Annotated in this window: 13 protein-coding genes; all 13 read left to right on the top strand. The window is 43.1% G+C overall.

Annotated features, from left to right (window positions below):
- Positions 1 to 68: 68 nt before the first annotated feature.
- Positions 69 to 2,339, top strand: coding sequence for a glycoside hydrolase family 31 protein (locus ACE01N_RS11840; RefSeq protein ID WP_380588938.1), 2,271 nt, complete (start codon positions 69 to 71; stop codon positions 2,337 to 2,339).
- Between the two features lie 398 nt (positions 2,340 to 2,737).
- Positions 2,738 to 3,124, top strand: a complete 387-nt coding sequence (locus ACE01N_RS11835; protein ID WP_380588935.1) for a GxxExxY protein — start codon at positions 2,738 to 2,740, stop codon at positions 3,122 to 3,124.
- 363 nt (positions 3,125 to 3,487) lie between these two features.
- Complete coding sequence (locus tag ACE01N_RS11830) at positions 3,488 to 4,552, top strand: uroporphyrinogen decarboxylase/cobalamine-independent methonine synthase family protein (RefSeq protein WP_380588932.1); 1,065 nt, start codon at positions 3,488 to 3,490, stop codon at positions 4,550 to 4,552.
- Positions 4,553 to 4,563: 11 nt separating this feature from the next.
- Positions 4,564 to 5,643 (top strand): Gfo/Idh/MocA family protein, encoded by a 1,080-nt coding sequence (locus tag ACE01N_RS11825; RefSeq protein WP_380588929.1) that lies wholly within the window; start codon positions 4,564 to 4,566, stop codon positions 5,641 to 5,643.
- 73 nt (positions 5,644 to 5,716) lie between these two features.
- Positions 5,717 to 6,460, top strand: a complete 744-nt coding sequence (locus tag ACE01N_RS11820) for a phytanoyl-CoA dioxygenase family protein (protein ID WP_380588926.1) — start codon at positions 5,717 to 5,719, stop codon at positions 6,458 to 6,460.
- A gap of 24 nt (positions 6,461 to 6,484) precedes the next feature.
- A complete protein-coding gene (locus tag ACE01N_RS11815) occupies positions 6,485 to 8,158 on the top strand; it encodes a sodium:solute symporter (protein WP_380588923.1) in 1,674 nt (557 codons plus the stop codon).
- Positions 8,159 to 8,172: 14 nt separating this feature from the next.
- Entirely contained in the window at positions 8,173 to 9,075 is a 903-nt protein-coding gene (locus ACE01N_RS11810) for a sugar phosphate isomerase/epimerase family protein (RefSeq protein WP_380588921.1), read from the top strand.
- A 230-nt stretch (positions 9,076 to 9,305) separates the two neighbouring features.
- Complete coding sequence (locus ACE01N_RS11805) at positions 9,306 to 9,971, top strand: DUF3826 domain-containing protein (protein WP_380588918.1); 666 nt, start codon at positions 9,306 to 9,308, stop codon at positions 9,969 to 9,971.
- A 20-nt stretch (positions 9,972 to 9,991) separates the two neighbouring features.
- Positions 9,992 to 10,660 carry a cobalamin B12-binding domain-containing protein gene (locus ACE01N_RS11800; protein ID WP_380588915.1) on the top strand — a complete coding sequence of 223 codons (669 nt, stop codon included), beginning with the start codon at positions 9,992 to 9,994 and terminating at the stop codon, positions 10,658 to 10,660.
- A 1-nt stretch (position 10,661) separates the two neighbouring features.
- Complete coding sequence (locus ACE01N_RS11795; RefSeq protein ID WP_380588912.1) at positions 10,662 to 12,005, top strand: uroporphyrinogen decarboxylase family protein; 1,344 nt, start codon at positions 10,662 to 10,664, stop codon at positions 12,003 to 12,005.
- Entirely contained in the window at positions 12,005 to 12,901 is an 897-nt protein-coding gene (locus ACE01N_RS11790; RefSeq protein ID WP_380588909.1) for a CobW family GTP-binding protein, read from the top strand. The genes ACE01N_RS11795 and ACE01N_RS11790 overlap by 1 nt, the downstream gene beginning before the upstream one ends.
- Positions 12,898 to 13,584: a vitamin B12 dependent-methionine synthase activation domain-containing protein gene (locus tag ACE01N_RS11785; RefSeq protein WP_380588906.1), complete on the top strand. Its 687-nt coding sequence runs from the start codon at positions 12,898 to 12,900 to the stop codon at positions 13,582 to 13,584. The genes ACE01N_RS11790 and ACE01N_RS11785 overlap by 4 nt, the downstream gene beginning before the upstream one ends.
- A 218-nt stretch (positions 13,585 to 13,802) precedes the next feature.
- Positions 13,803 to 14,750, top strand: a complete 948-nt coding sequence (locus ACE01N_RS11780; protein WP_380588903.1) for a glycoside hydrolase family 43 protein — start codon at positions 13,803 to 13,805, stop codon at positions 14,748 to 14,750.
- Positions 14,751 to 14,774 lie beyond the last annotated feature (24 nt).

Genomic DNA, 14,774 nt, shown 5'->3' with positions numbered 1-14,774 from the left:
TATACATTGGGATAGTGTATTATGAAAGATTTGACATATAAGTAGGAAATAGTAACGTAAGGCAATTAATGAAACAAACCAATTATCAGTTGTTTGATTTTCTGGATTTTGATCCGGCTTTAAATGGTGAGGAAGTCCTTTGGAAAGCCTGTGCCCCAACAAAAATTATAGCGGAAGGAACAGATGTGGTGCTGACAGTTCCCTTTCAAAAGCAACTGATAAGCAATGATATTACACCCGATACAAGTGGAGAACGGATCAATACTCAACTCAGATTAAGGGCTTATGGTGATAACATACTCCGGGTAGCCTTTGGAACGAATGTGGCAGAGATGAATGATTCGGTGATGCTACAGGTGAGAGAAGGATTGGAAATAACACCACTTCAAATACAGCAGAATAAACATGAGTGGTTGGTTCTGGATCAAAAAGGATCAGTTCGTGCAAGTCTGAACCGCAAAGCACATTCTACAGACTACTGGAGTGACTTGCTGCCGGCACCACAGGAATCCCTTGAGCTCACCTTTTTCCCTGAAGCGGACAAGGAAATCAAAATCAGTGCCTTTGATCAGTTTTTTCCGGCCAGGCATGATGCTTTTGCTTTAGCACTGGTTGAAAAAAGCGGCAAATTCAATCGTACGACAGTATCCTTTCACATTGATCCCGATGAAAAGTTTGTGGGTACCGGTGAACGATTTACCAAAATGGATTTATCCGGGCATACTTTTCAGCTGAAAAACCAGGACGGACAGGGCGTCAATAACAGACGTACCTATAAGAATATTCCGTTTTACATGTCCAGCAGGATGTATGGTGTATTCATGCATACAACAGCTTATGGTAAATTTTCCCTGGGAGATCATTCCACTCGATCGGCACAATTGCTGGTGGAAGAACCTGAACTGGATCTGTTTCTGCTTGGCGGTCAGACACCGGAAGAAATTCTGTATAATTACCGCAGTCTGACAGGTTTTCCAAAGATGTTACCAAAGTGGAGTTTTGGTACATGGATGAGCCGGATGACCTACTTCTCGGAGGAGGAAGTCAACGGTATATGTAAGCGCTTGAGGGATGAAGATTATCCCTGTGATGTGATTCACCTGGATACCGGTTGGTTCAGAACAGACTGGCTCTGCGAATGGAAATTTAATCCGGAACGGTTTCCTGATCCAAAACGGTTCATCGGAAATCTGAGGGATAAAGGGTTTAAAGTCAGCCTTTGGCAAATGCCATATATTGCAAAAGATGCGGAGCAACATGACGAAGCCAAAGCTAACCGATACATGTGCGAATTGAAAGAGGCTAAACAACAGGGCGGCTCTAACTTCAGTGCACTGGATTATGCCGGAACCATCGATTTTACCTATCCCAAAGCCGTGAATTGGTATAAAGGATTGTTGAAGGAATTGCTGGAGATGGGCGTTGTTTGCATCAAAACCGACTTTGGTGAAGACATTCATATGGAGGCAGAATACCATGCCATGGAGCCGGAGAAACTGAATAATCTGTATGCCCTGCTTTACCAGAAGGCTGCATTTGAGATTACCAAAGAAATGACTGGTGATGGTATTGTCTGGGCACGTGCCGGTTGGGCGGGCTGTCAGCGGTATCCTTTACATTGGGGAGGTGATTCTGCCTGCTCATGGGATGGGCTGGCCGGTTCATTAAAGGGAGGCCTGCACATTGGTCTTTCCGGGTTTGGATTCTGGAGCCACGATGTACCCGGCTTTCACGGAGTTCCTGATTTTATGAATTCGGTGGTGCCCGATGATCTGTATGTCCGCTGGACGCAATTCGGGGTATTCTCGTCGCATTTGCGTTACCATGGCACCTCAAAGCGGGAGCCTTATGAATATCCTAATATCAGCGGCATTGTGCGACAGTGGCTCAAACTGCGCTATGCTTTGATTCCATATATTCTGGAACAAAGTAAAAAAACAACACAAACAGGTTTTCCCGTTCTAAGGGCATTGATCTTTCACCATCCTGAGGATAAGATGTGCTGGCACATTGATGATCAGTATTATTTTGGAGATGATTTTCTGGTGGCTCCGGTTATGAACAGTGAAAACAAACGGGATATTTACCTGCCGAAAGGATCATGGATCAATCTTTTTAACGGTAAAAAATACACTGGTCAACAATGGTTAAACGGTTTTGAATGCCCGTTGGATGAAATGCCGGTATGGGTCAGAGAAAATGCAGAAATTACGGTGTATCCTTATCCGGTAAGCAATACAGATGAAATTGATTTAGAGAAGACTATAAGACTTAAGTTTAACAAAACCTATAACGGTTTAAGTAAAACAATAATAGGAAAACGGACAGGATTTAAATGAATTGGATATAACCACAAAGGACACAAAGATATCACGAGGAGCACAGAGAGACATTAAAACTTTGTGACCTTAGTGCCTTCTTGGAGACCTTGGTGGTAAAAATAAGAGAAGTAAATATATAACCACAAAGGACACAAAGTAATCACAAAGAGCTCAGAGAAAAGCAAATCATTGTGACCTTGGTGCCTTCTTCGTGATCTTGGTGGTAAAAATAAGAGAAGTAAATATATAACCACAAAGGGCACAAAGGAATCGCAAAGAGCGCAGAGAAAAACAAATCATTGTGACCTTGGAGCCTTCTTAGTGAACTTCGTGGTTAAAATGGAAGAAGTAATGGATTTAACTACAAAGGGCACAAAAGAAATTAATAAGGAAGTAGAGTAAACTTAGTATAAATTATGACTGAAAATCAAATTGCTACAAAAATAGTTAATGAAGCTTTAGTAGTTCATAAAGCACTTGGTCCGGGTTTGCTTGAGAGCGCCTATCAGGAATGTCTGGCCTATAAACTTTCAGAGGCAGGCTTATATGTCCAGAAGGAGAAACCAATGCCTCTAGTGTTTGAAAATGTGAAAATGGAGATAGGATACAGAATTGATATTCTTGTGGAAAATAAAGTTGTTATAGAAGTTAAAAGTGTTGAAGCGCTTAATGATGTTCATCTTGCACAAACATTAACGTATATGAAACTAGGTGAATATAAGCTTGGTTTACTAATTAATTTTAACGTGGCCTTGCTTAAAAATGGAATTAAAAGAGTAATTAATGGAGAATTGTCCCAATAATAGTGGAAGAGATAAACGTATCAGGCTTTGCGACCTAGGTGGTTAAGAAAATAATGGATTTAACCACAAAGGGCACAAAGAAATCACAAAGAGCTCAGAGATAAACAAATCATTGTGACCTTAGTGCCTTCTTCGTGATCTTGGTGGTAAAAAATAAGAGAAGTAAATATAGCCACAAAGGACACAAAGTAATCACAAAGAGCACAGAGAGACATTAAAACTTTGTGACCTTGGAGCCTTCTTAGTGAACTTCGTGGTTAAAATGGAAGAAGTAAAGTGTATAACCACAAAGGACACGAGGTAATCACAAAGAGCGCGGAGAAAAGTAAATTATTGTGACCTTGGTGGTAAAAACAAAGAAATATGAATACCTGGAAAAATAATATGGAGGAATCAAAGCAGCGGTACCTGGACTGGTGGAACGGTAAGGGTATCGTGCTGAGCATGTGGGAACATCTGTACAAGGATGGGAAACCGCATGCTGATATTATCAAACCTCCTGAACCAAAGGATTTAAAACAGTACTGGTTCGATCCGGAATGGCGGGCTGACAATCTGAATTACCAGTTGTCGAGGAGTTCATTTAAGGGCGATATTCTTCCCGTTGCCAACACACACCTGGGGCCCGGTTCACTGGCAGCCATGATGGGAGCTGAACTGGACGGTGGTGAAGATACCATCTGGATCAAACACAGGGAAGGAACACCGTTAAAACTGGAGCTGGATGAGAATGATCCCGCCTGGCAACTGCATCTCGATTTGTTGAAAGCCTGCAAAGCCAGGGCAAACGGCAACTATTATGTAGGCTGTCCCGATCTGGTGGAAGGGCTTGACGTGCTGGCCAGTATCCGTGGAACGCAGGACACCTTGATGGATATGATCATGGACCCCGAAGGTCTGGAAGAGCAACTGCAGAAAATTAATGATGTGTATTTCCAGGTTTTCGACCGGATTTATGACATCATCAATGAGGATGGCGAAATGGCCTTTTGTTATTTTTCACTGTGGGCACCCGGAAAAGTTTCCAAGCTGCAATCCGATATTTCCATCATGTTTTCTGAAGACGACTATATCCGTTTTGTGCTGCCATTCATAAAAGAACAATGTCAGAAAATCGATTATACCTTGTATCATCTGGACGGCGTGGATGCTCAACGCCATCTGGATGCCATTCTGAGCATTGAAGAACTGAATGCTGTACAGTGGACACCGGGAGTAGGAGAACCGCAGGGTGGTGATCCGCGCTGGTACGATTTGTATAAAAAGATTCTGGCTTCGGGAAAATCCATCATGGCTAACTGGGTCACCCTCGATGAGCTGGAGCCCCTGATTGATAACATTGGCACGCAGGGTTTGCACATTAATGTGGATTTTAAGACAGAAAAAGAAATTGATGCGGCATTAAAAATTGTAGATAAATACAGGTAATTGAAAGGCGTATGATAACGTTAGGAATTTTGGGACTGGGAGAAGGCAGAAGCACGATTTCTGCAGCGCTGAACAGTAAGAATATCAGGTTAAAAACCATTTGTGATATCAATGAGTCGCTCTGTCAACAACGGGCCAAAGAATTTGATTTTCATCACTACACTACCGATTTTAACGAAATGTTGAACGATCCGGAAATTGACGTGATTGGCATTTATACACCGGATCATTTACATGCAGAACATATTAATCTGGCACTGAGTCACAATAAGCACGTAGTGTGTACCAAGCCTTTGCTGGATGATCTTTCAGTTGCAGTGGAATTACTGGAATTGAGCCGTAAGACCGGTAAGAAGCTGTTTGTTGGGCAGAGTTCCCGTTTTTTTGAACCCATGAAAAAACAGCGGCTCGACTTTGAAAACGGGGAAATCGGTGAACTGATTACCATAGAGGCCAACTACAATGCTGATCACCGGTGGTTCCTTGGAAAGGGCTGGTCGTTGCAGGATAGTTTTAAATGGCTTTTTGGTGGCCTGAGCCATCCGGTGGATTTTATTCGCTGGTACCTGCCGGAGATTGATGAGGTCATGGGATACGGCATGCTGAGTCCGAATGGTAAAGCTGGCGGACTGAAAAACGAAGATACCATGCATTTTATTTTTAAGGCTATGGATGGTCGCATTGCCAGTGTGAGCGGATCGTATTCGGGTCCGGTTCAACCCTTTATGCGCGAAAGCGAGATGACCTGTATTTTGCGTGGAACTCAGGGATGTAGTCAGGCAGATTACATGGATTTACGCTATACCATCTCGAACAATTATGGTGAGGACAAACAAATTACTTTTGATCACATGCTGAAATATTACTTCCGGTTTGAAGGAAAATCACATCATGCCGGGGAATACAATAACTACCTGGAGCATTTTGCAGAAAGCATTATTCATGATTTTACAGCCTATCCAGATCTTAAAGAGGGTATCGGCACCATTGTGCTGTTAAAAACAATGGAAAAATCGTTGAAGTCGGGAAAGCCTGAAAAGGTGGCAAATACTATAAAAGAATACGGACTGGAAGACTATTTGAATGGATGAAAAGAAGCGAATAGTAATTCATCAATGATACAGGTTTTCGACAGAGAATTTGTAGGTGCAAAAACGAAATATTATGAAAACACCCATAACAAAAGAACAAATCGAACAATACAACCGTGACGGCTTTGTCATATTGCGGAACGTCATTTCACCTGAAATGATTGAAAAAATTCAGGACGAATGTGAACGGTTCATCAGGGAAAAAGATGCCGAAATGGATTCCAAAGGCGTGGAAGTGGATGAGATTAACCACAAAGGCAAACGTTATTTTATTGCCATGCGCAGTGGCGATAGTAAGCCGATGCAGGATTTGATCTTCGGAAACGAAATGGAGCAGATAACCCGCAGTATTTTGGGTGACGATGTTTACCTGTTTCTGGAACAGTATGTGGTAAAAGCTGCAGATAAGGGCATGACCTTTTCCTGGCATCAGGATTCGGGATATGTCACGGAAAAGCATGAACCATACCTGTCGTGCTGGATGCCACTGGATGATGTGACAGAGGAGAACGGAACGGTGTATTTGTTGCCGTATGATGAAGCCGGAACAAAAACACGAATCGATCATACCCTGCAGGAAGGCACGAATGACATGGTCGGTTATTTTGGCGATAATCCGGGTATTCCTGCTATTCTTAAAAAAGGGGATATTGCCTTGTTTTCAAGCGTTTGTTTTCATCGCAGCGGATCAAACAAAACCAGTAAATCACGCCGGGTATTGTTGATGCAATATTCAAAACAACCCATTAAAAAGGATAACGGAGAGGTGTTGTATATGGCCGAACCTTTTATTGTTAACGGCAAACGAATGAAATAAATCCCAATATAACCACTGATACGCATGGAACAGATTCACGAATTTTTAAAAGCTCCCGATTTTATTATAGTTGGTATTTACCTGCTGGTGCTTGTTGGCATTGGCTATTGGGTTAGTTTTGTGAAAAAGGACAAGACTCAAAAGGAAGAAAACCTGTTTCTGGCAGGGAGGTCGCTGGGTTGGTCCAGCATTGGCCTGACCATGTGGGGAACCAATGTGGGACCGTCCATGCTGATTGCTTCTGCAAGCATCGGTTACACCACGGGAATAGTAGCAGGAAACTTTGGTTGGTATGCTTTTGTGTTTATCTTTCTGCTTGCTGTAGTATTTGCCCCACGTTATCTGGGCGCCAATGTGCAGACTCTTCCTGAATTCATGGGGAAACGTTTCGGTCAGTCCACACGGACCATCTTAGCGTGGTATACACTGGCGACGATCCTTATTTCATGGCTGGCACTTACGCTCTTTGCCGGCGGTATCCTGGTGAGCCAGATTCTTAATCTGCCTCTTTGGATGTCGGTAATTATTCTGGTGATTATCGCGGCTTTTTTTACGATAGCCGGCGGATTGAAAGCTATTGCCTACACCAATGTGTTTCAGATGATATTACTGATTGTTGTTTCACTGGCTCTGACTGTAATTGGCGTAATCAAGGCCGGCGGACCAATGGAGATTTTTCATGCCACACCGGGTGAATACTGGAACCTGCTTCTGCCGCGTGATAATGCCAACTATCCATGGCTGGCAATCGTGTTGGGCTATCCGGTTATGGGCGTGTGGTTCTGGTGTACGGACCAGTCCATGGTGCAATCCGTACTGGGTGCTAAAAATCTGCAGCAGGGACAGCTTGGTGCTAATTTTACAGGATGGTTGAAAATTCTGGATGTGGCACTGTTCATCATACCTGGAATAACCTGTTTTGTATTGTTTCCAAACTTAAGTAATCCGGATGAGGCCTATATGACCATGGTAACACGCCTGTTACCAACAGGCATGGTGGGCATGGTGATGGCCGTTTTGATTGCGGCGCTCGTCAGTACCATCGATTCTGCTTTGAATTCACTGAGTACTGTGTTTACAATGGATATTTACATTAAAAAATTCAGGCCCGAAGCCTCACAAAAGGAGATTGTAACTATTGGTCGTGTGGTGACGGTAATTGGCGCTGTCATCGCAGTTTTTCTGGCTATTGCTTTTGAAAGCGTCAGCGGACTGAACCTGTTTGATAAGTTCCAGGCCGTACTTGGCTTTATCGCACCGCCTATGTCTGTGGTCTTTTTATTTGGTGTACTCTGGAAAAAGACAACACGGCGGGCTGCGAACTTTACTTTATCTGTAGGAACGGTGATTAGCATTGGTATTGGCATCATTTACATTTTTATTAAGCCGGAATTATTTGAGGGCTTGAATCCAGCTACAAATTCAGAAATTATTAATAAAAGTTTATTATTGCTTATCAACGCGGGGTATAGTATTGTGGCTTATTTGCATTCCGTTCACTTTCTGTTATTGTCATTTTACATTTTTGTGCTTTTGGCAGTTTTAGCTTTTTTAATTACCATGGTGGATCCAAAATCAGAAAGCCAGAATGAACTGGATTACGGAAAGTTGCCCACTCCAACAAAAAAGGTATGGATCATGTGGGGCGCATTGATTTTGGTGATGGTAAGCATGTATATAATTTTTAACGGCCACTGAAACAGATAAATTCAATGATTGAAAAACGTAAAATTGGTATTTGGTTTGCACTGGTTTTGATTGTTGGAATAACAGCGTGTCAACCGGCCCAAAAAGAAACAAAAGAACAACGTTATAAGGTCGGAGTAGTGGATCTGATGATTCTGAAACGTCAGAAACTGAGTGCACTTCCCTTAAGTAAAGAACTTGGTGCAGATGGTGTTGAGGTGGATATGGGAGGCCTTGGCAGCCGACCCACGTTTAATAATAAACTGGTTGATCCGTTAATAAGAAAGCAGTACCTTGATACGGCCAGGCAACTGGGTATTGAGATCAGCTCGCTGGCCATGTCAGGCTTTTATGCCCAGTCTTTTCCAACCCGTGAAGGCGCAGTGGAAACTGTTCAGGATTGCATCAATACCATGGTGCTTATGGGCGTTAAAGTAGGATTTCTGCCACTTGGAGTGGAGGGGGATCTGATTCGTTATCCGGAACGTCGGGAAGCCATTATGGAACGCTTAAAGGAAGTGGGAAAGAAAGCGGAAGCTGCGGGCGTGGTCATTGGCATAGAAACTGCATTGGATGCAAAGGGGGAAGTGGAACTGCTGAGTGATATCGGTTCACCGGCCATTCAGATTTGTTTTAACTTTTCGAATCCCATCAAAGCAGGTCGGGATGTAAGTGAAGAACTAAGGATTTTAGGAAAGGACCGGATATGTGAAATCCATGCCACCAATAAGGATGGCGTCTTGCTGGAAAACGATCCGCAGGTTGATATGCAAAAAGTAAAAGCCACACTTGACGACATGGGTTGGAGTGGCTGGCTGCTCGTGGAGCGTTCACGGGATGCCGGTAACCCGAGGGATGTGCGAGGCAACTTCGGAGCCAACGTACGGTATCTGAAGTCTGTCTTTCAAAATTACCCCTCGGTCCCCTAAAGGGGAAGAGAGTCATGCGGAGTTCCTTTCTTTGTCCTCGCGTAGCTATAGCAGAGCAGGGTAGGGAATAAAAGGGCAAGTGAAGGATAAATTAATCAGCGATAATTCGCGAAAACATCTGCGATAATCTGCGAGAAAATTAAATGAGGTTCTCGCTGATATACGCAAATCAATTCACCGAGTTACGATGATATTAACGAATTAAGAAAGTAACATAAAAACATATAATGATGAAACAGAAAATTAGTATTTTATTGGTATTGATCTTTGGATTGGGGATGTTTGGTTCAACCGCTAATGCAAAAAAACACAAAGATCAGGAATACTGGGGTGTTGTCAGCCAGCGGGCAGAAAAGATCGTTAAAACACTGAATATTAAAGATCAGGAAAAGTTTGACAGGATCAGAGACATGATTGCTCAGCAGTATTACGATCTGAATAAGACCTACGATAAACGTGATGCATCAATTAAAACTATCAAAGAAAGGACGAAGGATGAGGAAAAAGAAGCTGCAAAGATTAGCAAGTTGAGAGTAAAAACGGAGAAAAAGATTGCAAAGTATCACGATGCCTACATAGAAAATCTGTCCGGAGAGTTAACACCTGAACAAGTGGATGCAGTTAAAAATGGGATGACCTACAGCGTACTGGTTCACACTTATAATGGCTATCTCGACATGTTACCAGATTTGACGGAGGATCAGAAGAAATATATTATGGATGCCCTGGTGGAAGCACGTGAAAAGGCTATGGATGCCGGATCATCGAAAGAGAAGCATGCCTGGTTTGGCAAATATAAAGGCCGGATCAATAATTACCTTTCAAAAGAGGGATATGATCTGAATAAAGCCAGCAAGGAGTGGCATGAACGTTTGAAAAAAGAACAGGAGAAATAATCACAACATTACGGATAACTATGAATGAATTATTGACAAAACTGGCCGAGTGTGTGGAATTCGGAAAAATAAATAAAACCTCGCCATATCCTCCGCAGATGAAGGATCAGGATGGTGCAGATGAGTTGGCAAAACAGGCCCTCGATGCCGGTATTGGTGCACAGGAGATCTTATCGGATGGACTGATGCCGGGCATGGAAAAAGTAGGTATAAAATTTCGCGAGAATAAAATATTTGTACCGCAGGTATTGATGTCGGCAAAAGCCATGAGTACAGCCATGGTTCACCTGAAGCCTTATTTTATTTCGGGAGCTGCCAAACAGAAAGGTACATTCATCATTGGCACAGTTCTGGGCGATTTGCACGATATTGGTAAAAACCTTGTATCCATGATGGTGGAAGGAAACGGCTACAAAGTAGTGGACATTGGAACAGATGCCAATACCGATAAATTTCTGGCCGCATTGGAAGAAAATCCGGGAGCATTTGTGGGTCTGTCTGCATTGCTGACCACAACCATGGCCAACATGGAACGGATTACAAAAGAGATAAAGGAATCACATCCTGATACATTGATTGCTATTGGTGGTGCGCCGGTAAATAATGACTTTTGCAAAAAGATTGGTGCCGACAATTATTCTCCTGATCCTCAGGCATTGGTAGAGTTTTTAAACAGTAAAGTAGCTTAACATGAACGGATTAAAGTTACTGGAGCAGGCGTTTAAACTCCAGGAGGTAGAACGCATCCCATGGGTGCCTTTTGTGGGTGTTCACGGCGGAAACCTGATCGAAGTGGATGCTGAAGCCTATCTGAAAAGTGCTGAGTACATTGTGAACGGGATCAGTAAAGCCATTGAATGGTATAAACCGGATGGCATTCCTGTGGCTTTCGATTTGCAGATAGAAGCTGAGATACTGGGATGTAAACTGGCCTGGAGTAAAGATAATCCGCCTGCTGTGGTTTCACATCCATTGAATGAGGGCGTTGCACTGAGCGATCTTAAACTTCCGAATGCAACGGATGGTCGAATTCCTGTGGTGTTGAAAGCTGCAAGACAATTGAAAAGCAAACATCCTGATATGGCTGTATACGGCCTTATTACCGGACCCTTTACCCTGGCCCTGCATCTGTTGGGAACCGATATTTTCATGAAGCTTTTTGAAGATCCGGACTATGTGAACGAGCTGATGGAATTTTGTGCAAAGGTTGGAATCTGGCATGCTGAACTGCTTATGGAAGCTGGCTGTGACGTGATTGCCGTGGTTGATCCGATGACGAGCCAGATCGATCCTATCTCCTTCGAAACCTTCGTAAGTCCTTTTGCGACGAAAGTATTTGAGGCCATACGGGCAAAGGGAAAATACAGTTCCTTTTTTGTTTGCGGTCATGCACAGCAAAACATTGAAGTAATGTGCGACTGCAAACCGGATAATGTTTCCATAGATGAAAATATTCCATTGGATTTTGTAAAGGATATTGCGCTGAAAAAGGGCATTAGCTTTGGTGGTAATATGAAACTGACCAGCGTGCTGTTGCTTGGTAATGAGATGGATTCCAAAAAGGAAGCCGTAACCTGTCTCGATCAGGGCGGGACAAAAGGTTTTATTCTGGCGCCTGGATGTGACCTGCCGATGAATACACCGGTTGAAAATCTTAAGGCTGTCACCGAGGTGGTGTATGACGATTATGTCCGCCAGGTGACCCGTGAAATGGAGCACAGTTCATCCTTACAACCTTTGAGCCTGGATGGCCATTTTGTGGATGGTAAAGTCATAGTGGATGTCATAACCTTAGATTCATCCTCGTGCGCGCCATGCCAGTATATGGTTGAAGCTGTAAAACATGCAGCAACTGAGTTTGGTGATAAAGTAGAAGTAATTGAACACAAAATAAAAGACAAGGAAGGCATTCAGATGATGCTGGCGCTGGGTGTGCAAAACGTACCCACAACCTGCATCAACGGGAAGGTGGAATTCATCAGTCAGATTCCGCCTCGAACCGCTATAGTTGAAGCCATAAAGAAACAGTTCTGATGAGCATTCCCCTGCATTTGGTCACCGGATTTCTGGGAAGCGGTAAAACATCGTTTCTTACGCACTACCTGAAAAAGGCCGGTGCAGGCCAGCATATTGCCATCATTCAGAACGAGTTTTCACCGGTTAATATTGATGGCCGGCAATTTACACGGCATGGTGAATATAATGTTCTGGAGATCAATAACGGATCGGTGTTTTGTGTGTGTTTGCTGGGTTCATTTGTTGGTTCATTGCTTAAATTTATTGAAAAATATAACCCGGATTTATTGTTAATGGAGACCTCCGGACTTTCGGATACCATTGGTGTTGGTCAGATTTTTCAGTCGAAAGAACTGGCGGGGAAAGTATATCTTGATCATGTGTGGTGTATAGTTGACGCCAAACATTTTGACAAAGTTCCTGCTCTTAAGTTGCGTTTGGATCACCAGTTGAGAAGTGCCGATACCATTATTCTGAATAAAGTGGATCTGGTGGAAAACACGGATGAACTGATGGAACAAATCAGGACCATAAATCCCTTTGCAAGAATCATGAAAGGGACCTTTGGACAGATCAGTCTGGATACGCAGAAAAAGGCATTGAACCTGTTTCCGTCGGATCAGAATGAAGCCCTGGGAAGGCCGGATGTTGGTTCGTATGTAATACGGAGTAATCAACCCATTAACAGGGAGAAGTTGACGGCTTTTTTTGACCGGTTCAAAACAGATTGTATGCGGTGTAAAGGTTACGTGAAAATGAATGATGGAAATACGCTTATGATGCAGGGTGTGATGGGAGATTTGAATACAGAACCGATCCGTGACTATAGTGGAAATACCGAGTTTGTAATTATCGGGCATTTCAGGAAAGATGAGAATCTTCAGGTGGTATTTGACGAATATTGTAAAGCATGATAACAGAACGACAGTATACATTTGAGGAACTGGAAATCGACCGGTTATCCATCATAAAAGATTTGGGGTATGATGCCGATTCTTTTTATGAACCATTTCCCACTTATCTGGATCAGGCTCTGGCGGATTGTTTTATGCTGAAGGATATTAAGGGTGCTTTTGTTATTGCTGATGCTCCGGATTTTGAAAGCAGCCGGATATCCGTTGGCATAAACGGTGAAGTATTTAAACTTGGAAAAACCATAAAAAAGGAACTGGAAGGATCAGACAGACTGGCATTTTTTGTATGTACAGCAGGAAAAACGATCAGTCACAAATCGGACAGCCTGCTGAAGGGTGATGATCCGGTTCTGGGGTATATATACGATGTAATTGGCAGTGCTATTGCAGAAGCGGTGGGCGATAAGTTGCAGGAAGAGGTCAGAGCGAGAGTTGAGAGTGATGGTGAGAAGATCACCAACCGCTACAGTCCGGGCTATTGCCACTGGAATGTGAAGGATCAGCATCAGTTGTTTGATCTGTTTGGCGGTACGGTTTGTGGCGTGTCTCTGACACCATCGGCATTAATGATGCCGGTAAAATCCATCAGCGGTGTATTTGGCATTGGACGGAATGTGGAGTTTCATGATTACCAGTGCAGTCTGTGTAATCTGGAGAATTGTGTATACAGGGATAAACACTGATAATCATTAGCTTGCGATAGATCCAGGTGTTTATCGATTACGTCCCGGAAGGGACTCGTGAAAATAGGTGTAGATCTGGTTTTACCAATATAAAGTCCCTATGAGACTGTCATTCTGAGCGTAATAAAATGAGGCGAAGAATCATTAACTAATATTGGTTTTTAACCGGACAAGAATGAATATAAATTAAATTTTTAATAAAAACTGTAAATACCATCATGAAAAACACCGTATTGCTATCGTTTTTGTTGCTGCTGATGTTTGCATCCTGCAAACCCGAAAAAGAATATTACATGTTTAGCACCTTTCGTGAACCGGCTACAGAAGGCCTGTATCTGGCGTATAGCGAGGATGGCTACCACTGGAACGACCTGGGCGGACCATGGTTGAGGCCGGAAGTGGGTACCCAGAAGGTCATGCGGGATCCGTCGGTAGTGAAAGGGCCGGATGGTACTTTTCATATGGTGTGGACGTCTTCATGGCGTGGGGATTATGGTTTTGGCTACGCCAGTTCAAAAGACCTGATCAACTGGTCGCCTGAAAAACACATTATAGTGATGGATTACGATACATCCACGGTAAATGTGTGGGCGCCGGAATTGTTTTACGACAGTGACAGTGACCGGTATATTATTGTGTGGGCTTCCACAATTCCATATAAGTTTGAAAAGGGGATAGAGGAGGAGCGCAATAATCACCGCATGTATTATGTGACCACCAAAGATTTTGAAACCTTTTCGGATACCAAACTGTTTCTCGATCCGGGCTTTAGTTGCATAGATGGTACCATTGTAAAGCGTGGTAAGGAAGACTATGTACTTGTATTTAAAGATAACACCCGTCCAAACCGGAATATTCTGGTGGGCTTTGCCAAAAATCCACTGGGGCCATATTCTGATTTCTCGGAACGCTTTACGGCTTTTAAAACCGAAGGTCCCACTGTGGCTAAAGTAGGCGATAAGTACCTGATCTATTTCGATCAGTATGGCGACTATAAATACGGAGCAGTCAGCACGACTGACTTTAAAACCTTCACCAATATATCCGATCAGGTATCCTTACCCAAAGGCCATAAGCACGGCACTATTTTTAAGGTAAGCCAAAAAGTGTTGAATGGGTTGAAAGGGAAAGTGAAAACGGATCAATCAGAAGAAACGAAACAGTAGAGCCACCGATTTATCGCTTCTCTA

This window comes from Quyinboa ferrireducens (assembly GCF_042436675.1).
Classification (GTDB): domain Bacteria; phylum Bacteroidota; class Bacteroidia; order Bacteroidales; family UBA5342; genus JBHJHP01.
The sequence above is the reverse complement of the archived record's forward strand: the minus strand, read 5'-3'. Positions and strand labels throughout refer to the sequence as shown.